Raw genomic sequence first — 17,753 nt, 5'->3', positions numbered from 1 at the left:
TGGCGAGGGTGACGACGACGCCGTACCTGGTGAACCTCCAGAAGCTGATCGGGCGACCCTCCCTTGGCCGCGATGCCCGGGGCGTCGGCGGCCAGCTCACCCACGTCGCCGATCACGCCTACCTCGACGAGGCTGCCGATCAGCAAGAAGAACGCCAGCGTCGTTCACGATCAGGCCGTAGGTGATCGCGAAGACGGCGACCGCGAGAACGGCGGTGATCATGCGGGAGCCTTCTGGTCGAGGGTGGCGTACCAGCCGGCGAGGCGACCGCCGTCGCTGACCTCACGCAGGCGCTGTTCGATGCGCTGCTGCTCGGACCGGGCGGCCGCGACGAGCACGTGGTCGCCGACGCGGAGCGCGGTGCTCGGCGAGGGCGCGAAGATCTCGGCGCCGCGCAGGACGAGGGAGACGGCGGCGGGCGGGGGCAGTCGCAGCTCGGCCACCTCGACGCCGGCCAGGCGGGAGCCCGGCCCGACCGAGAACTGGAGCAGCGCGGCGTCGAGGTCCTCCAGCGGCGCCGACTCGATGGCGACCTCCCGGGGGCTGGCGTCGGCGGCGGCTCCGAGCCGCCGGGCGACCCACGGCAGCGTCGGACCCTGCACGAGGGTGAAGACGACGACGAGCAGGAACACCACGTCGAAGATCCGGTGCGCGCCGGGGATCCCGGCGGCCATCGGGATCGTGGCGAGCACGATCGGGACGGCGCCGCGCAGCCCGGCCCACGAGATGAACGCCTGCTCACGCCACGGCACCCGGAATGGGGTCGCGCACACGAGCACCGACACCGGGCGCGCGACGAGGGTGAGCGCGCCGCCCACGACCAGCGCGCCGGGCAGCGCGTCGAGCAGCCGCGCCGGGCTGGCCAGCATCCCGAGCATGACGAAGAGACCCATCTGGGCCAGCCAGGCGAGGCCCTCGACGAAGCTCTCGGTGGTGGCCCGGTGCGGTAGGCGCGAGTTGCCGAGCGTCAGCCCGGCGACGTAGATCGCCATCAGCGCGCTGCCACCGGCGACACCGGCGACCGCGAACGCGACGAACGCGATCGCCAGCGTCGCGATCGGGTAGAGACCGGAGGCAGGCAGCGCGCTGCGAGACAGCACCCACCGGCCGGCCCGAGCGACCAGGTAGCCGACGGCGAGACCGAGCACCAGCTGGTAGCCGACCTGCCCGAGGATCCCCAGTCCGTCGGCGTCGGCCCACGCGCTCGAGGCGACGACGGTGACGAGGATGATCACCGGCGGGTCGTTGAAGCCGGACTCCGCCTCGACGGTCGCCCGGAGCCGCCCGCGGACCGGCATCCTGCGCAGTACGGCGAACACCGCGGCCGCATCGGTCGACGACGCCACCGCGCCGAGCAGGATCGCCGTGCGCGCGTCGACGTCGAGCAGCACGTAGACCAGCGCCGAGGTGACCACGACGGAGATCGCGACGCCGACGGTCGCCAGCACCCCGGCGAGCGGCGCGACGGGCCGCACCGTGCGCCAGTCGGTGGTGAAGCCGCCCTCGGCGAGGATGACGGCCAGTGCGACCGACCCGAGCACCTGGGCGACCTCGGCGTCCTCGAACTCGATCCCGAGGCCCGCCTCGCCGACCGCGAGGCCGATCGCGAGGTAGAGCAGCAGGCTCGGCAGCCCGGCCCCGATCGAGACCCGGACCGCGGCGACCGCGACCAGCAGCAGCCCCGCTCCGACGAGCAGGACCACGTTGAGGTCAGCGGGATCCATGGAGCGGGACGTCCACCTCGACCAGCGCCAGGTCGGCGACCCGCACCCCGTGCTCGTCCATCGCCGCGTCCACCTGGCGGCGGAGCGGCCGCGTGGTGGCCGCGGCCGTCTGCGTGAGCTCGGCTGCCGACCAGTCCGTCACGGACCGGGCGATCGCCTCCTCCGCGGCCCGCTCCGCCGCCGACCAGGGGTCGACGTACGCCGCGCCGACGACGGGCCGCGGGACCGACACGACCGCCTCGGCGAGCACGTGGACGCGGACCCCGTCCCGGGTCGCGGCCCGCACGTGCAGCGGCACCTCCTGCCGGTCGTCGACCTCCTGCTCGAAGCGCTCCACGAACGGCAGCCGCCACGCCAGACCGCTGCGGCGCACCCGGCGCACCATGCCGTCACGCGTGACGGCCACCCACGAGCCCGACGGCACGCGGCGCACGCACGCCGCCGCCCAGCAGACCGCGAGCGCGGCGGCCGCCAGGAGGTACGTCGTCGGGGTCATGCCCCTAGTCTTCGCGGGCGCGACACGCCGCCGAATGGGGTCCACCACCCATTTCGTGCCCGCGCGCGCGTGTCAGGCTGGCCGCGTGCGGCTGTACTGGAAGGTGGTGCTGATCAACGGCGCCGTCCTCGCGGTCGCGACGCTGCTGCTGGTGCTGGGCCCGTTCAGCGTGTCGCGGCACCCCGTCGTGTCCGAGGCAGTCGTGCTCGGCGTCGGCCTGCTGGTGATGCTCGTGACCAACTCGCTGCTGCTGCGCTCGAGCTTCAAGCCGATCGAGAAGGTGGTGGCCGAGTACGACGCGATGTTCGAGCGGCTCGAGGACGAGCGGGCCGCGAGCAGCGCCCGGGCGCTCGCGGCCCAGGAGGCCGAGCGACACCGGATCGCCCGGGAGCTCCACGACGACGTCGGTCAGCAGCTCACGGTCGTGCTGCTCGGGCTCAAGCAGCTCGAGCAGCGGGTCCCGCCGGAGCTCGCCGACGAGCTCGCGGCGCTGCGCGAGAGCACCCGCGACGGCCTGGACGACGTACGCCGCGTCGTCCGGCGGCTGCGGCCCGGCGTGCTCGAGGACCTCGGCCTGCCCAACGCCCTCGCGTCGCTCGCCAACGACTTCGCCGAGCACAGCAGCGCGTCGGTGCGCCGGGTGGTCACGCCCGGCCTGCCCCCGCTCTCGCCCGAGGCCGAGCTCGTCGTCTACCGGGTCGCCCAGGAGGCGCTCACCAACGCGGCCCGGCACGCGCACGCCGACGGTGTCGAGCTCTCGCTCACCCGCGTCGGCGACCGGGTGGCGCTGGTCGTCGCCGACGACGGCCGGGGCTTCGACACCCGCACCGACGGCGACGGCCTGCGCGGCATGCGCGAGCGCGCCCGGCTCGCCCACGGCGAGCTGGCGGTCACCAGCTCCCCCGCCGGCACCACCGTGCGACTGGAGGTGCCGTCGTCGTGACCGCTGCCCGGATCCTGCTCGCGGACGACCACGCCCTGGTGCGCCGCGGCGTACGCCTGATCCTCGACCAGGAGCCCGACCTCACGGTCGTGGCCGAGGCGGGAGACGGGGCCGAGGCCGTCGAGCGCGTGCGCGACACCGACGTCGACCTGGTGATCCTCGACATCGCGATGCCCCGGATGACCGGCCTGCAGGCGGCGCGCGAGATCGGGCGTCGTTCGTCGCGCGGCGAGCCGCCCCGGATGCTGATGCTCTCGATGCACGACAACGAGCAGTACTTCTTCGAGTCGCTCAAGCTCGGCGCCTGCGGCTACGTGCTCAAGTCGGTCGCCGACGAGGATCTCGTCGGCGCGTGTCGCGCGGCGCTGCGGGGCGAGGCGTTCGTCTACCCCGGCGCGATGGGGGCGCTGGTGCGCGACTACCTCGACCGGATGCGGCGGGGCGAGCGCGTGCCCGAGACGGTGCTGACCGAGCGCGAGGACGAGGTGCTCAAGCTGATCGCCGAGGGCAGCTCGTCGAAGGAGATCGCCCGCGCCCTGACGATCAGCATCAAGACCGTCGAGCGCCACCGCGCCAACATCCTCGCGAAGCTCGGCATGCGCGACCGCACCCAGCTCACCCGCTACGCGATCCGGGCCGGCCTGATCGAGCCGTGACGCGCCGCGGCCCCGGGACCTGACTCGGTCCCGGGGCCGCGGCGCGAGGTCCGGGTGCTACTTCCTGACCGTGACCTTGATCTTGCCCTGGTAGGCGAACGTGGTCTTGTTGCCGGTGTACTTGACGGTGAACTTGTGCTTGCCGGGCCTGGCGAGCTGTCCCTTGAGCGGGAACTTCGCCTTGCCCTTCTTCACCTTGGCCTTGGCGATGGTCTTCTTGCCCTTCTTGAGGACGACCTTGCCCTTGATCTTCTTGGCCTTCTCACCACCGGCCTTGACCTTGACGGTCAGCTTGCCCTTCTTGGTCTTGGCCAACTTGTCGATCTTCGAGGCGTACTTGGCGACCTTGCCGGTCACGGTGACCGTGGCGACGCGCTCCTCGCCGGCGTAGAGGTTGCTGTTCGTCACCTGCAGGCTGATCTTCCGGCCCGCGTCCGCCTTGGCCGGCTTGTACGTCGGTCCGGTGGCGAGGGTCTTCGAGCCACGCAGCCACGCGTAGGTGAAGACCGAGCCGCCGTTCTTGCTCCAACGGCCCGGGTTCGCCTTCAGCGTCTTGCCGATCGCGAAGGTGCCGGCGATCGAGGGCTTCTCCAGCACGGTCAGGCTGTCGTCGAACGTCGCGTCGATGCCCGTGGTGAAGGTACCGGGTGCGCCCGTCGTCAGCGCGGTCGCGTGGGTGAAGTCGTTGCTTCCGCCGTGCCAGACGTCCAGGTAGGTGTGGCCGTCGTTGGCCGTGTCGTTGCCGACGAGGTCGTAGCCGGTGAACCGGAGCCGGTAGCTCTCGCCCGCATGCAGGCCGTCGAGGTAGTAGGCGCCGTCGGGTCGCACGGTCGCGAACGAGACGGCGGCGGTGTCGGCGTCGAAGGCCACGACCGACGCGGAGTACGGCACCCCGCCGCCCGGGTTGAGCACCTTGCCGGTGATGCCGGCGTACTGCGTCAGCGCCGCCGAGACGGTCACGGGCGTGCCGGGGGTGAGCGTCACGACGGCGGCAGCGCCCTTGCTGCGGGCACCGCCGGACCACTGGTTCTCGTAGCCGAGCAGGCCGCCCCCACCGCTTCGGGTGAACATGAGCTTGACCGGGATGCTCGGGTCGAGATCCTCGAACTCGTAGGCACCTGTCACGTCGACCGTCGTGCCCTGCACGTACGCGCCGGTGGTCGCGTTGTAGGCGGTGACGCTGGCGCCCGGGAGCGCCAAGCCGGTCGCGGCGTTGGTGACGGTGCCGGTGATGTCGGTGTTGGCGTCGACGACCACGAAGGGAGCCTCGGCGGCCAGGATCGTCGTCGGGAGGGCCGAGTTGCCCGCACCGACCGACACCAGGGTCGACTGGTTCTGGTAGCCCGGCCCCGAGAACTGGACCTGGTAGTTGGCGGCGGCGAGGTGAGCGAAGGCGTAGTCGCCACCGGCGCCGGTGTCGATGTTGTCGAAGGAGTCTTCGGGATCGTTGTAGTCGCCGTCGCCGTTGAGGTCGCCGGTGACGTAGACGGACACGCCGGGAGCCGGCGCCCCGTCCGGACCGACGACGACGCCGGTGATCGATCCTGGCGGGATCGGGACGGCCGACGCGGGTGTCGCGGTGCCGGCGACGAGCGCCGATCCGGCGAGAGCAGCCACTGCGGCGGCGCTGAGGAGCCGACGCCGGGGCGTCGGGGTGGCGATGGTCAAGAGAGTCCCCCGTTCATGAGTGATCCGAGATCCCGTCCGAGACGGACGACAATGCGAGAAACCTTAAAGGACGCCTGGAGTCCGATTCGCGGCACACCACGGGGCGGACGCGACCGGTCTAGACCAACGATCCGTCGCCGAGGCCCCGCTCATCGCCCGCCGGCGACGCGCAGCGTGGTGCCGGTGACGTACGACGCCTCGTCGCTCATCAGCCAGCCGACGGCGTCGGCGACCTCGTGGGGCTCGCCGGCGCGGCCGAGCGGCACCCGCGGCCCGACCCGGTCCACGCGCCCGGGCTCGCCGGCGTCGGCGTGGATCGTGGTGCGGACGATGCCGGGCGCCACGCCGACGACGCGCACCCCGTCGGTGGCGACCTCCTGCGCCAGCCCGACCGTCATCGCGTCCACGCCGGCCTTCGCGGCGGCGTACTGGACGTACTCCCCCGGGGCGCCCAGGGTCGCGGCGCCCGAGCTGACGTTGACGAGCACGCCGCCGGCGCCGCCGTACGACGTGCCGAGCGTGCGCACCGCGGCCCGGGCGACGAGCAGTGCCGCGGTCAGGTTCAGGTCGACGGTGGCGGCGACGATCGCCGGCGGGGTCTCGGCGAGCCGGCCGAGGTGCAGCGTCGCGCCGGCGTTGTTGACGACGCCGGTGAGCCGCCCGTGCTCCGCCGCGGCCGCGAACAGCCGGTCGACCCCGTCGGGGTCGGTGAGGTCGGCGCGCACGACGGCGCAGCGGGCGCCGGCGTCCTCGACCGCGAGCCGGGCCTCCTCCGCCGCGCGGTCGTCGCGGGCGTGGCCGAGCACGAGGTCGTGGCCGTCGCGTGCCAGCCGGAGGGCGATCGCTGCGCCGATGCCGCGGGTGCCGCCGGTGACGAGGGAGAGTCGGCGCATGCGGTGAGTCTGTCAGGGCGGGCGGCCCACACGAGTACCGGGCATCGGGTGGAACGGCGCCATGACCCCCAACTTTGGGTAAACGCGGGCCTCACTCCGCAGCAGTCGCCCGCGACGGCCGATCGAACCCGCATGAGCGTCCAGACGACCGCCCCCGCCCCCACCGGTCCGGCCCCCCTGCGCCGCGCGATCAAGGAGATCGTGACCGTCCACCCCGACGCCAGCGTGTCGCTGCAGCTCGCGCTGCTCGACGCCATCGAGGCAACCCTGCGCCGGGAGGGCGTCGACCGGATCTGGGTCGATCCCGACAGCGCACAGCTCGTCGTGGTCGCCGAGGTCGACGACTGACCTGACGTCGCAGGGCGGCCCGCAGGTCGGGTCGCACACTCTCCGGATCGGCCGGCCACAACGGTCAGGAACTGACCTGAATCCGCGGTTGACTGGTGGTACCCAACCCCACCAGAAGGAGCACCCGATGGACTTCAGGATCGAGCTCGTCCCGATCGCCGTCGCCGACGTGGACCGGTCGGTCGAGTTCTACGGCGACACCGTCGGCTGGACGGTCGACCACGACCAGCGCGTCAGCCCGGAGCTGCGCTTCGTGCAGGTCACGCCCCCGGGCTCGGCGTGCTCGTTCTGCTTCGGCGTCGGGCTGGAGATGATGCCGCAGGGCTCCTCGCAGCTCATCCAGGTCGTCGTCGACGACGCGGACGCCGCCCTCACCTACCTGCGGGAGCGCGGCGTCGACTGCGAGGGAGTCGACGAGCAGCCGTGGGGCCGGTTCGTCTACTTCGCCGACCCGGACGGCAACCGGTGGGCGCTCCAGCAGATCGTCCGCGCCAACGCCTGACCGGTCAGCTCCGACCGGTCAGCTCTTACCGAGCAGGGCCCGCAGCGGGAGCGTGCCGACCGGCAGGCCGAAGCGGTCGTAGTAGTCGAACATCGCGCTCAGCCACGGATGCGTGCCCGGATCCGGCACGCGCTCGGCGACGAGGCCGGCCTCCTCGGCGAGCTCGCGCGTGGTCGTCCGGCGCGTGGCGAGCTCGTACGTCGCGCCGTCGTGGCCGTCCTCGAGCAGGACGCTCGCGGCGGCGGCACCGAGGTCGGCCAGGTCGAGCAGGCCGAAGGGCGCGTCCACGTCGTACGGCACCCGCACGGTCGGGCCCGACAGGTCGAGGTTCTGCAGGTAGGCGCCGGGCTGGAGGATCGTCCACGCCAGGCCCGACGTGCGCACCCGCGACTCGGCGACCGCCTTGCCCAGGTGGTGCGGCATCTCGGGCACGTACGGCGACGCCACCGAGTGGTAGACGACGCGGCGGACTCCGGCGACCGACATGGCGGCGAGCGCCTGACCCACGTAGCTGGGCTCGTCGGGGTGCAGGTTGGGCGCGATCAGGTACGCCGCGTCGCAGCCGGCCAGCGCGTCGGGCAGGTCCGGCCACGCGCCGCGCCCCAGGGGCACCGCCTCGGCGCGCCGGTCGGCGAGCCCGACGGCGACCGCCCGGCCGGTCTTCCCGTGTCCTCCCAGGACGGCGATCCGCGTCATGCCCCCGACCCTAGGGTCTGGGCCGCCGCTCCTCCTCGTCGAAGCGCGGGTCGGCCAGGAAGTACTGCGCGACCAGGCCCGGCTTCTTCTTCGGGGGCGGCACCGGCTCGGGCACCATCCGCCCCTCGACCGTGTCCCAGAAGCGGTCGGCGGTGTGCATCACCTTGCGGGCGACGGCCCCGAACAGGCCCGTGTGCGGGGTGTAGGGGTGCGGCCGGCTCGGAGCCGCCAGCTCCGCGGAGTAGAGCCGCTGCGCGAGGTCCTGGAGCTCCTCGTCGTCGAGGGTGTCGCTGAGCCGGTCGCCAAGCACCGCCTCGTGGCGGTGGTGGTCGGTCATCGCGTGCTCGACGTCGCCCCAGACCTCGGGCCACGAGAACGACGTCTCGTAGACCGAGCCGTACTCGTGCGCCTTCACGTGGGCGAGCACCACCTCGAGGTCCTTGACGGAGCGCAGGTAGTCGTGCACGAGCGGCCCGCCGTCCGGCACGCCACGACGGGTCGGCTGGAGCAGCACCTCGTCGACGGCATGGAGGTGCTTGCTCGCGCTGGAGAGGAACGCGTCGATCCGGGCATGTCCCTCGCGTGGACGGTCGGGCGGCGCCTCCATCGAGCGCGCGTCGGCCAGTCGGTCGACGAGACGGTCCTGGGAGTGATGGATCGAGCTGCGGAGGACATCTGTCGTGCCCATCGGCTTCACCTTCTCGCGACGCGCCGTGCCTCTCATGGTGCGCCTCCGCAGATCCGCGCACAAGGTCGGGAACCTCCGGGCGCGCGGTGGTGTACACAGGTCGGACGAGAGAGGGACACCGAACTGCACGCCGGCCCGGACGATGCTGAGCTGCTGGCCCGGGTACGCGGCGGTGATCGCGACGCGTACGCGGAGCTGGTGGGTCGCCATGCCCCGATCGCGCTGCGCACCGCCGCCCTGCTCGGTGCCGGCGCAGACGCGGAGGACGTCGTGCAGGAGGCCTTCGTCAAGGCGTACGCCGCGCTGGACCGGTTCCGGCCCGGGGCGCCGTTCCGTCCGTGGCTGCTGAGGATCGTCGCCAACGAGGCCCGCAACCTGCACCGGTCCACGTCCCGGCGATCGGCGCGCGAACGCCAGTGGGAGCGGGCCGCGCCGCTGCTCCTCTCCCGGCCCGACGACCCGGCGGAGTCCGTGCTGTCCCGGGAGCGGCAGGACGCCCTCGTCCGCGGTCTCGCGGGCCTGTCGCCGCACCATCGCCAGGTGGTGACCTGCCGCTACCTCCTCGACCTCGACGAGGCCGAGACCGCGACCGTCCTGGGGTGGCCGCGCGGCACCGTGAAGTCCCGGTTGCACCGTGCCCTGGCCCGCCTGCGGGACGTGCTGGACGCCGAGTCCGACCTGCCGGAGGAGGTGACCCGCGGTGGCTGACGACCAGCTGGTGCGCGACCTGGTCGCGCTGGGCCGCGGCGCCGACGTCGCGGCGCCGTCGGAGGGCCTGGCGGGCGCCGTGCTGCGACGCGTGGCCGACCCGCCCACACGGCGTACGGCGGAGTGGTGGACCCGGCGACGCCGGCTGGCCGCGCTCGTCGTCGTCGCGATCGTCGTGGGCCTGCTGGCCACGCCGCCCGTGCGCGCCGCCGTCGCGGACTGGTTCGGCTTCGGCGCGGTGCGGGTCGAGCCGGGCGGCGCCGGGACCTCGGACCCGGCGCCCCCGCCTCCCGACCTGCCGGTGGCCGGGCGGCTGTCGGAGGCCGCGGCGCTGGTCGGGTTCCCGGTGTCGGCGCCCGCCGGGCTGGGCGACCCCGACGGCGTCGAGGTGTCGCCCGACCGGCGCAGGGTGTCGATGAGCTGGACGACCGACGACGCCGGCGTACTCCGCCTCGACCAGTTCGACGCGCGCCTGGACTACTCCGTCGTGAAGCGGACGCCCGGGGTCACCTTCGTCGGCGTGGACGGCGGCGACGCGCTCTGGTTCGAGGAGCCGCACGAGGTCGCGCTGATCGACGCCGACGGCACGCAGGTCACCCATTCCGCCCGGCTCGCCGGGCACACGCTGATCTGGCAGGACGGCGCCACGACGCTCCGGCTCGAGGGCGACATCGACCTCGGGCGGGCGATCCGGGTCGCGGAGTCGTCGGAACCTGTCGGCTGACGGCGGTGTACCACCAGTGAACCGTCCCGAGGAGGCAGCCGTGCTCACGCTCCGCGCACCACTCATCGCCGTCGTCGCCGTCGTCGCCGTCGTCGCCCTGGCGCCGCTGACGCCGCCGCCCGCGTCGGCGGGCGGGCCTACCAGCGCCCTCCTCTCGGTCCCGGGTGAGGGGAGGACCGCCTCGGTCTACTACACCGATCCCGAGTACGACCGGCTTGCCGACCTGGTCGGCGCGAACGGCGGGACCGGCCCCGCCGACCCGTCGGGCCGCACGCACGAGAGCGGCCCGGGCGTGACCGTGACCTGGCTGATCCACGACGTGCAGCCGTGGCGGATCGACCGCGTCTACCTCGACGCCGAGGGCGGTCCGTGGATCTCGACGCAGGTGATGGACGGCGAGACCGGCTCGATCTGGGACAGCCCGGTCGTGTGGCACCGGGCCGCATCGGGCAAGGAGCTCTCGCTGCTCCTCGACCGGCTGCTCACGGACAGGACCGCTCCCGCTCCGGCTCCCGTCCGGGCGGAGCCGCCGACGTCGGCGCCGGCCGCCGCGTCCTCCGCCGGGTCGTCCGCCCCGGTCGACGGCGTCTGGTGGGGACTCGGAGGCCTGGCCGCCGGCGTCCTGCTCACCGTGGCGTGGCTGCGGCTGCGCCCCACGCGGGAGGACGAGCCCGAGCCGGACCCCGACGCCGACTGGCTCGTGCCTCAGACCAGGTCGACCTCGGCATAGGCCGCACCGGACGCGAGCTCGGCGTACCCCGGTCCGCGGTCGAAGAACGCCTCGCTCGGCTCCGGACGGCTCGCGCGCTCGGCGACGGTCGCGGCCTCGTCGTACGACAGGGAGTCGTCGTCGAGCGAGCCGGTGAGCACCACGCCGTACGACGCGAGCGCGGCCTCCGGGGAGACCTTGCGCCACACCACGTCGCGGACGACGAGGGCGGGGTCGCGGTCGAGCGGGTTGCCCCAGCCGCCACCGCCGGTGGTGCGGATCCGTACCACCTCGCCGGCCTTGATCTCCTCGGCGTCGGCGAGGGCGTCGACCTCGCGCTCGTTCGGACCGCCGGGGTCGATCGTGACCTCGAACGGCCTGCCGGCGTGGCCGCCCTTGACGCCCCAGCAGGCCAGGATGGACCGGTCGGCGATCGACATGAAGTGGCCGTCCTTGAGCATCCGGATGTGCTTCTCGTAGCCGAGGCCGCCGCGGAACCGGCCCGCGCCCCCACTGTCCGTCGCGAGCGTCAGGGCCTCGACGCGGAAGGGGAAGCGCGCCTCGGTGAACTCGGTGGGGAGGTTGCGGGAGTCCGGCACGACGTGGATGGTGTCCTCGCCGTCGGCGTAGTAGCGGCCGCCCGAGCCGCCGCCGAGCACCTCGCGCATGAGGTAGGGCCGGCCCTCGAGGTCCTCGCCGTAGACGCCGGTGTAGCGGATCGTCTCCTGGTCGGCGGGCATGTTGCCGTCGACGGCCTTGGCGACCACGCCGGCGAGCACGCCGAGCAGCCGGAGGATCACGAAGGTGCGGGCGTTGGTCGGCGCCGGGAAGACCGGCGTCAGCAGCGTGCCGGGCTCGGGGAACCGCATCTCGATGAGCGGCACGATGCCCTCGTTGACGTCGAGCTCGGCCATCCGCTCGGGGCTGTCGGCGAGGTTGCGCAGGATCGGCGCCAGCCACTTCTTGAGGAAGACGCCGTCGCTGTAGTCGCCGCAGTGGTTGATCGGGCCCTTCGCCTGGGGCGAGGTGCCGTCGAAGTCGAGGATCAGCCGCTCCCCCTCGGGGTCGTCGGCCGGCGTGCGGGTCAGCGTGATGCGCTGCGTGTGCAGCTGCGGGTCGTCGACGCCGTCGTGCTCGGCGTAGTCCTCCCAGGTCCACGTGCCGACCGGGATCTTGCCGAGGATCTCGCGGCGGTAGGTGTCGGTGGTGCGGCTGATGATCGCGTCGAAGCAGGACTCGACGGTCTCGACGCCGTACCGGTCGAAGAGCTCGCCGAGCCGGCGGGCGCCCATCAGGCAGGCCGAGCACTCGGCGTCGAGGTCGGCTGCCAGCGACTCGGGCATCCGGGAGTTGCGGGTCATGATGCTGAGCGCCGCGCGGTTGGGGACGCCGGCGTCCCACAGCCGGATCGGCGGGACCATGAGCCCCTCCTCGAAGACGCTGGTGGCGTTGGAGGGCATCGAGCCGGGCACGGCGCCACCGATGTCGTCGTGGTGGCCGAAGGCCTGCACGAAGGCGACGACCCTGCCGCCGCTGAAGACGGGGACCGTCACGCACAGGTCGGGCAGGTGCCCGATGCCGCCCTCGGACCGGTAGACGTCGTTGTGGAAGAAGACGTCTCCCTCGCGCATCTCCTCGATCAGGAAGTCGCGGGCGACCGGGTGCACGAGCGCGGAGTACGAGCGGCCGGTCAGCTTGCGCAGCAGGCGGTCGTGGATGCCGGCGCGGAAGTCGTGGGCGTCGCGGATCATCGGGCTGCGGCTGGTGCGGCCGATGGCGGTCTCGACCTCCATCTCGACGCTCGCGAGTGAGCCCTGGACGATCTCGACGAGCACCGGATCGGCGCTGGCGCCGGCGTCGGCGGTCAGGTGGCCGAAGGGGAACTGCGTGGGGGCGCGACGGCTCATGCCTGGCTGCCTTCCTGGCTGCGGGTCACGATGAGGTTGAGGAACTCGTCGATGCGGACGGCGAAGCCGGGGTGCACGGGCACCGTGGAGCCGAACTCCTCGATGATCACCGGCCCCTCGACGACGGTGCCCGGGGCGAGGTCGGGCCGCCAGAGCACGGGCGTGTCGACGTACCCCTGCTCGGCGTCGAAGCAGACCTGGCGCGGTGGTTTCGGGACAGGCGCCAGGGCGCCTTCCTCAACCACCGTGTCGGTGGTTGAGGAAGGACGAAGTCCTGTCTCGAAACCACCGTGGCGCTTGATCTCCGGCCGCCGGATCGGACCGATCCCGGAGACCCGGAGGTTGACCCACTCGACCTGCTGAGAGTCGTCGCCGGAGAAGTCGTAGCCGTAGAGGACCCGGTGCTCGGCGTGGAAGCGGCGGGCCACCTCGTCGAGGGCGTCGGCGTCGACCGGTCCGTCGGGCACCGCGACACGGACCTCGAAGGCCTGCCCGAAGTAGCGCAGGTCGGCGGTGCGGACGAACTGGTGCTCGTCGGCGGCGAAGCCCTCCTTGGAGAGCGCGACCGTCGCCTGCTTGGCGAGGCCGTCGAAGACGCGGGCCACGTCCGCCGCGTCGAGCTTGTCGGCCAGCGCCACGTGGGTCTGCACGTAGTCGTTCTTGACGTCGACGGTGAGCAGGCCGAACGCCGAGACGTTGCCCGGGTTGGGCGCGACGAGGACGGTCGGGATGCCGAGCACGTCCATCAGCCGGCACAGCAGCAGCGAGCCGGAGCCGCCGAACGTCGTGAGCGCGAAGTCGCGGACGTCGAGGCCGCGCTTGACGGTGACCTGGCGCAGCGCGTTGGCCTGGTTCCACGCGGAGATCTCGAGGATGCCGGTGGCGCAGGCCTCCGGGCTGAGGCCCAGCTGCTTGGCGAGCGCCTCGATGCCGTTGCGGGCGGCGTCGACGTCCAGCGGGATCTCGCCGCCGAGCAGGTGCGGGGGGATGCGGCCGAGGAAGACGTGGGCGTCGGTGATCGTGACCTCGGTGCCGCCCTTGCCGTAGCAGAGCGGGCCGGGGTCGGCGCCGGCCGACTGCGGACCCACCTTGAGGTTGCCTTCGGGCGAGAGCCAGGCGATCGAGCCGCCGCCCGCACCGACGGTCACGACGTCGATCATCGGGATCTTCGACGGGAAGGCACCGACCGAGCCCTCGGTCGTCAGCGTCGGCTCGCCGTCGATCACGACGGACACGTCGGTCGAGGTGCCGCCACCGTCGGAGGTGAGCACCTTGTCGAAGCCCGCGACCTTGGCGATCAGCGCGGCGCCCAGCGCGCCGGCGGCCGGGCCCGAGAGCACGGTGGTGATCGGCTGGTGCACGACCTCGTCGGCCGAGAGCACGCCGCCGTTGGACTTCATGACGTAGAAGGGGATGGTGCGGTCGTCGTACGAGGTGAGCCGCGCCTTGATGTTGTTGACGTACGCCGAGAGCCTGGGCTTCACGGCCGCGTCGACCAGGGTGGTCATCGCGCGCTCGTACTCGCGGTACTCGCGCAGCACCTCGCTCGACAGCGAGACGATCGCCTCGGGGTGCTCCTCGGCCAGGATCGCGCGCATCCGGTCCTCGTGCACCGGGTTGGCGTAGGCGTGCAGGAAGCAGACGCCGAGGGTGTTGATGCCCTGCTCCTTGAACCACCGCGCGACGGCGCGGGCGCCGTCCTCGTCGAAGGGTCGGACCTCGTCGCCGTTGACGTCGAGTCGTCCCTCGACGCCCTTGACGCGGTCGCGCGGGACGATGCGGTCGGGCTTGACCCAGAAGTAGGAGTTGCCGTAGCCGTCGGGCACGGACTGGCGGGCGATCTCGAGCATCGCCTCGTAGCCGGTGTTGGTGATGAACCCGAGCCGGTCGACCTTGCCCTCGAGCAGCTGGTTGGTCGCGACGGTGGTGCCGTGGCTGACCGCGTCGATGTCGGCGCCGGTGGCTCCGAGCAGGCCGAGCACCTTGTCGATGCCGGCGAGGAAGCCGTCGGCCGGGTTGCTCGGCGTCGACGGCGTCTTGGTGGTCACCAGCTCTCCGGTGTCCTCGTCGAACGCCACCACGTCGGTGAAGGTGCCGCCGGTGTCGATGCCGATCCGGATCCGTCGCTGCCGCTCTGCCATGCGCCCTATTCAACCGGCGGCGTCAGGTCCGGCCCACGGCAGAGATTGCCGACGAACCAGCCGTCTCGCGGCAACCTTTGCCAGCCCGCCCCGCGCCGGGCGGGCCGTCCCTTTCGAGACGTTCGCTTCGCTCACTCCTCGGGCCGAGCGTTGTAGACCCCCGCCTCCTCCTGGCCGGTCAGCGCCTGGATCGCGCGCATGATCTGGTCGGTGATCTCGCGACGGGCCTTGCCGAGCGGCACCCCGTCGTACCGTCCCGCGACGTCGATCGGCGTACCGAACGTCACCGTGACCGGCACGACCCGCGGCAGTCGCGAGTCGATGGGCTGCAGCTTCTCGGTGCCGGTGATGCCCACAGGCACGACCGGCACGCCGGCCGTGAGCGCGAGGTGGGCGACGCCGGTGCGGCCGCGGTAGAGCCGGCCGTCACGGGAGCGGGTGCCCTCGGGGTAGATGCCGAACGCCTCGCCGCGGCCGAGCACCTCCAGCGCGGTGTCGAGGCTGGCGATCGCGGCGCGGGAGTCGTCGCGGTCGACCGGGATCAGGCCCATGCCCTCGAACCATGCCTTCTGCAGTCGTCCCTTGATCCCGGTGCCGGTGAAGTAGTCGGACTTGGCGAGGAAGACGACCTTGCGCGGCGCGACGATCGGGATGACCAGGCTGTCGGCGAAGCTGAGGTGGTTGCTGGCCAGGATGATCGGGCCGGTGCGGGGGACGTTGTCCAGCCCGGTGACCGTGGGCCGCCAGATCAGCTTCGCGACCGGCGGCACGACCGCGTGCAGGACCGAGTACATGACCACGGGCCAAGTCTCGCGGTTACCGGCCGGTCCGCCGACTCCTGCCCGGGGTGTCGGCTCGCGGAATGGTCGGTGCCCCGGACTCGTGCGCGACGATGTCGCGTGCGAGCGTCTCCCACTTCGCGTAGGCGTCGGGGCAGCACGAGCGCTGGACCGCCTGCGCCGCCTGGGTGACCGACATCGACTCCCAGCCGCTGATGTCGAGGAGGCCCGGGTTGGACGTGTGGGCGGCGACGCCGTAGAACGCCTTGCTGGAGAGCACCGGGTCCATGATCTGCGCCTCGGTGCCCCAGCCCTGGCTGGTGCGCTGCTGGAAGAGCCCGAGCGAGTCGCGGTCGCCGTAGTCGAGGTTGATCAGGGTCGACTCCTGCATCGCGGTCGCGAGGGCGATCACCCATCCGTACTGTGGCACCCCCGCGCCCTTGGCGACGCCGATGATCGTCCGGGCGTTGGCCTTCTGCTCCTCGGACAGCGAGTCGTACGTCGTCCCTGGCGTCGCCCCGCCTCCCCCGGTGCCGAGGAGCTCCTGCCAGGTCGCGGGGCCGACGACGCCGTCGACGGCGAGCCCGTGGGACGACTGGAAGGAGCGCACCGCGTCGTCGGCCGCGGGGCCGAAGTCGCCGTCGGTGGAGATCGAGGCGCCGTGCTTGACCAGCTGGACCTGGAGCGCCTGCACGGCCGGCCCGGTGTCACCCTGGCGGAGCGTGCTGACGACGGCGCCGAAGGTGGCCGGACCGGCGACGCCGTCGGCCGTCAGGCCGGCGGCCGACTGGAACGCCGTGACCGCGGCCCTCGTCCCGCTGCCGTAGTCGCCGTCGGCGGCGGTCGCATAGCCGCGCGAGGTGAGGAGGTACTGGAGGCTCGCGACGTTCGCGCCCGTCGAGCCGGTCGACAGCGTCGGGTAGGTCGCGGCGTACGACGGGCTCGCGACGCCGAGCGCCAGCACGGCCACGAGCGCGACGAGGACGAAGCCCACGAGGGTGCGGAGTGTCCGGGTCATGCACCCATCCGAGCACGAGCACCCTGCCCGCGGAACCGGGGAAACCCTTGTCGGAAAAGGTGAAGGGCCCTCGGAAGTATGAGTTCCAAGGGCCCTTCGGTGTGACCGGTACCGGTGACGCTCCCGGTCGACCGCTCGTCGACTCCGGCCCCGGCGGACGTCGTCACCTCGCCGCCGCGGAACGTCTCCGGCAAGCCGGCGACGCTCCGTGTGGACCCTCGTCTCCGAGCTGTCCCGCCCACCCTTGCGGGAGTGCGTGGGAGAAGTTCTATGCCCTGGGTGACGCCGCGCGCAAGGCCTTGCGCCGACATTCTCCCGGTTCCACCGGAATTCGCTGGTTCGTCCACAGATCAGGTGCGCGTTGTCCACAGAATTCGTTCAGATCCCCACAGTTGAGCGGGATCGGAGATGGGCTCGCGGATGCGACGCCGGCATGCCCCTCCTGGCCGCTGGTACCGGAAATGAAGGAAGGGCCCTTGCGAGTATGAGTCGCAAGGGCCCTTCGGTTGACCGGTACCGGTGACGCTTCCGGTCGACACGCTCGGCTCCTCCGGTCCCGGCGGCCTCGTCACCCAGCCGCCGCGGTGCTCCTCCAGCAAGCTGGCGGACCACCGTGTGGACCCTCGTCTCCGAGCTGTCCCGCTCCCCGTTGCCGGAGTGCGTGGGAGAAGTTCTATGCCCTGGGTCCCACGGCGCGCAAGACCTCCGGCCGACATTCCTCCGGTTCCACCGAAACGGCCGGTTCGCCCACAGGCGAAGGCCCCGTGGTCCACAGCCGACGGCCCGGTTCCCACAGGTTTTCCACCGCGCCTGTGGAGAACTCGGCCCGGTGGGAGCGCCCGGCGACGAGCCTCGCGACCACGGTCCCAGCGGCTGAGCAAGGCGCCCCCGCTCCTGTCTCGAAGCCGCCCGAGCGTCACGGTGGTTGAGGAAGGCGCCCTGGCGCCCGTCTCGAAACCACCGCAGGGGCCACCGGTGGTTGAGGATGGCGCGCTGGCGTCTGTCTCGAAACCACCCCGGGTGGTCGGGTACGTCGAGCTGGGCGCGGTGCCCCCGGGGGCAGTGAGTGTTGGCGTCCTCCCGGCGGCGCCAGTGTTCGTCCTCCGCCAGGGCGGTCAAGGGTTCGCTTCGCCCTTCGCGCCCTTGACCGCCC

General features: G+C 72.5%; 18 protein-coding genes. 8 read left to right on the top strand and 10 right to left on the bottom strand.

The annotated features are described in order from the left end of the window. Positions 1-8: 8 nt before the first annotated feature. On the top strand, positions 9-185 hold the full coding sequence (locus tag PZ894_RS01230) for a hypothetical protein (protein ID WP_275741646.1): 177 nt from the start codon (positions 9-11) through the stop codon (positions 183-185). Positions 186-218: 33 nt separating this feature from the next. Here the strand turns inward: PZ894_RS01230 and PZ894_RS01225 are convergent, their stop codons facing one another. Then, a complete protein-coding gene (locus tag PZ894_RS01225; protein ID WP_275741644.1) occupies positions 219-1,724 on the bottom strand; it encodes a potassium/proton antiporter in 1,506 nt (501 codons plus the stop codon). Continuing rightward, on the bottom strand, positions 1,711-2,220 hold the full coding sequence (locus PZ894_RS01220; RefSeq protein WP_275741642.1) for an SPFH domain-containing protein: 510 nt from the start codon (positions 2,218-2,220) through the stop codon (positions 1,711-1,713). Before PZ894_RS01220 ends, PZ894_RS01225 begins: the two co-directional genes overlap by 14 nt. An 85-nt stretch (positions 2,221-2,305) precedes the next feature. Between PZ894_RS01220 and PZ894_RS01215 the strand changes: the two genes are divergently transcribed. Together PZ894_RS01215 and PZ894_RS01210 are read left to right on the top strand one after the other, a co-directional pair. Further along, entirely contained in the window at positions 2,306-3,163 is an 858-nt protein-coding gene (locus PZ894_RS01215) for a sensor histidine kinase (RefSeq protein ID WP_275741640.1), read from the top strand. After that, the gene (locus PZ894_RS01210; RefSeq protein ID WP_275741638.1) at positions 3,160-3,819 is read left to right on the top strand and encodes a response regulator transcription factor; all 660 of its coding nucleotides are present in this window, start codon (positions 3,160-3,162) and stop codon (positions 3,817-3,819) included. Before PZ894_RS01215 ends, PZ894_RS01210 begins: the two co-directional genes overlap by 4 nt. 57 nt (positions 3,820-3,876) lie before the next feature. Here the strand turns inward: PZ894_RS01210 and PZ894_RS01205 are convergent, their stop codons facing one another. Both PZ894_RS01205 and PZ894_RS01200 read right to left on the bottom strand, forming a co-directional pair. After that, positions 3,877-5,487, bottom strand: a complete 1,611-nt coding sequence (locus PZ894_RS01205; protein ID WP_275741636.1) for a carboxypeptidase-like regulatory domain-containing protein — start codon at positions 5,485-5,487, stop codon at positions 3,877-3,879. Between the two features lie 149 nt (positions 5,488-5,636). Then, positions 5,637-6,380 (bottom strand): SDR family oxidoreductase, encoded by a 744-nt coding sequence (locus tag PZ894_RS01200; protein ID WP_275741634.1) that lies wholly within the window; start codon positions 6,378-6,380, stop codon positions 5,637-5,639. A gap of 132 nt (positions 6,381-6,512) precedes the next feature. On the opposite strand from PZ894_RS01200, the gene PZ894_RS01195 reads away from it, so the two are divergent. Next, positions 6,513-6,728 carry a hypothetical protein gene (locus PZ894_RS01195; RefSeq protein WP_275741632.1) on the top strand — a complete coding sequence of 72 codons (216 nt, stop codon included), beginning with the start codon at positions 6,513-6,515 and terminating at the stop codon, positions 6,726-6,728. A 127-nt stretch (positions 6,729-6,855) separates the two neighbouring features. After that, positions 6,856-7,230, top strand: coding sequence for a VOC family protein (locus PZ894_RS01190; RefSeq protein WP_275741630.1), 375 nt, complete (start codon positions 6,856-6,858; stop codon positions 7,228-7,230). An 18-nt stretch (positions 7,231-7,248) separates the two neighbouring features. Here the strand turns inward: PZ894_RS01190 and PZ894_RS01185 are convergent, their stop codons facing one another. Further along, positions 7,249-7,926 carry an NAD(P)H-binding protein gene (locus PZ894_RS01185; RefSeq protein WP_275741628.1) on the bottom strand — a complete coding sequence of 226 codons (678 nt, stop codon included), beginning with the start codon at positions 7,924-7,926 and terminating at the stop codon, positions 7,249-7,251. Between the two features lie 10 nt (positions 7,927-7,936). Beyond that, positions 7,937-8,614 carry a hypothetical protein gene (locus PZ894_RS01180; protein ID WP_275741627.1) on the bottom strand — a complete coding sequence of 226 codons (678 nt, stop codon included), beginning with the start codon at positions 8,612-8,614 and terminating at the stop codon, positions 7,937-7,939. Positions 8,615-8,737: 123 nt separating this feature from the next. On the opposite strand from PZ894_RS01180, the gene PZ894_RS01175 reads away from it, so the two are divergent. Genes PZ894_RS01175 through PZ894_RS01165 form a run of 3 tightly spaced genes read left to right on the top strand, consistent with a single transcriptional unit; the run spans position 8,738 to position 10,776 of the window. Further along, positions 8,738-9,322 carry an RNA polymerase sigma factor gene (locus tag PZ894_RS01175; RefSeq protein ID WP_275741849.1) on the top strand — a complete coding sequence of 195 codons (585 nt, stop codon included), beginning with the start codon at positions 8,738-8,740 and terminating at the stop codon, positions 9,320-9,322. After that, positions 9,315-10,046, top strand: coding sequence for a hypothetical protein (locus PZ894_RS01170; RefSeq protein ID WP_275741625.1), 732 nt, complete (start codon positions 9,315-9,317; stop codon positions 10,044-10,046). Before PZ894_RS01175 ends, PZ894_RS01170 begins: the two co-directional genes overlap by 8 nt. A 16-nt stretch (positions 10,047-10,062) precedes the next feature. Then, positions 10,063-10,776: a hypothetical protein gene (locus PZ894_RS01165; RefSeq protein ID WP_275741623.1), complete on the top strand. Its 714-nt coding sequence runs from the start codon at positions 10,063-10,065 to the stop codon at positions 10,774-10,776. Here PZ894_RS01165 and PZ894_RS01160 read toward each other — a convergent pair. From PZ894_RS01160 to PZ894_RS01145, 4 genes are all read right to left on the bottom strand, one after another. After that, positions 10,752-12,662 (bottom strand): hydantoinase B/oxoprolinase family protein, encoded by a 1,911-nt coding sequence (locus PZ894_RS01160; protein WP_275741620.1) that lies wholly within the window; start codon positions 12,660-12,662, stop codon positions 10,752-10,754. The genes PZ894_RS01165 and PZ894_RS01160 overlap by 25 nt on opposite strands. After that, positions 12,659-14,803, bottom strand: a complete 2,145-nt coding sequence (locus tag PZ894_RS01155) for a hydantoinase/oxoprolinase family protein (RefSeq protein WP_275741618.1) — start codon at positions 14,801-14,803, stop codon at positions 12,659-12,661. Before PZ894_RS01155 ends, PZ894_RS01160 begins: the two co-directional genes overlap by 4 nt. 131 nt (positions 14,804-14,934) lie before the next feature. Beyond that, positions 14,935-15,597: a lysophospholipid acyltransferase family protein gene (locus PZ894_RS01150; RefSeq protein ID WP_275741847.1), complete on the bottom strand. Its 663-nt coding sequence runs from the start codon at positions 15,595-15,597 to the stop codon at positions 14,935-14,937. Between the two features lie 22 nt (positions 15,598-15,619). Continuing rightward, on the bottom strand, positions 15,620-16,600 hold the full coding sequence (locus PZ894_RS01145) for a peptidoglycan-binding protein (protein WP_275741616.1): 981 nt from the start codon (positions 16,598-16,600) through the stop codon (positions 15,620-15,622). Between the last annotated feature and the right edge of the window lie 1,153 nt (positions 16,601-17,753).

Source organism: Nocardioides sp. YIM 152315, assembly GCF_029210375.1.
In the GTDB taxonomy this organism is placed as follows: Bacteria; Actinomycetota; Actinomycetes; order Propionibacteriales; family Nocardioidaceae; genus Nocardioides.
The sequence above is the reverse complement of the archived record's forward strand: the minus strand, read 5'-3'. Positions and strand labels throughout refer to the sequence as shown.

What these genes read in the sequence shown, in the direction of transcription:
- PZ894_RS01225 (WP_275741644.1), bottom strand. Translation starts at nt 1,724, where the DNA reads ATGGATCCCGCTGACCTCAACGTGGTCCTGCTCGTCGGAGCGGGGCTG.
- PZ894_RS01220 (WP_275741642.1), bottom strand. Translation starts at nt 2,220, where the DNA reads ATGACCCCGACGACGTACCTCCTGGCGGCCGCCGCGCTCGCGGTCTGC.
- PZ894_RS01200 (WP_275741634.1), bottom strand. Translation starts at nt 6,380, where the DNA reads ATGCGCCGACTCTCCCTCGTCACCGGCGGCACCCGCGGCATCGGCGCA.
- PZ894_RS01195 (WP_275741632.1), top strand. Translation starts at nt 6,513, where the DNA reads ATGAGCGTCCAGACGACCGCCCCCGCCCCCACCGGTCCGGCCCCCCTG.
- PZ894_RS01190 (WP_275741630.1), top strand. Translation starts at nt 6,856, where the DNA reads ATGGACTTCAGGATCGAGCTCGTCCCGATCGCCGTCGCCGACGTGGAC.
- PZ894_RS01185 (WP_275741628.1), bottom strand. Translation starts at nt 7,926, where the DNA reads ATGACGCGGATCGCCGTCCTGGGAGGACACGGGAAGACCGGCCGGGCG.
- PZ894_RS01180 (WP_275741627.1), bottom strand. Translation starts at nt 8,614, where the DNA reads ATGGGCACGACAGATGTCCTCCGCAGCTCGATCCATCACTCCCAGGAC.
- PZ894_RS01160 (WP_275741620.1), bottom strand. Translation starts at nt 12,662, where the DNA reads ATGAGCCGTCGCGCCCCCACGCAGTTCCCCTTCGGCCACCTGACCGCC.
- PZ894_RS01155 (WP_275741618.1), bottom strand. Translation starts at nt 14,803, where the DNA reads ATGGCAGAGCGGCAGCGACGGATCCGGATCGGCATCGACACCGGCGGC.
- PZ894_RS01150 (WP_275741847.1), bottom strand. Translation starts at nt 15,597, where the DNA reads ATGTACTCGGTCCTGCACGCGGTCGTGCCGCCGGTCGCGAAGCTGATC.
- PZ894_RS01145 (WP_275741616.1), bottom strand. Translation starts at nt 16,600, where the DNA reads ATGACCCGGACACTCCGCACCCTCGTGGGCTTCGTCCTCGTCGCGCTC.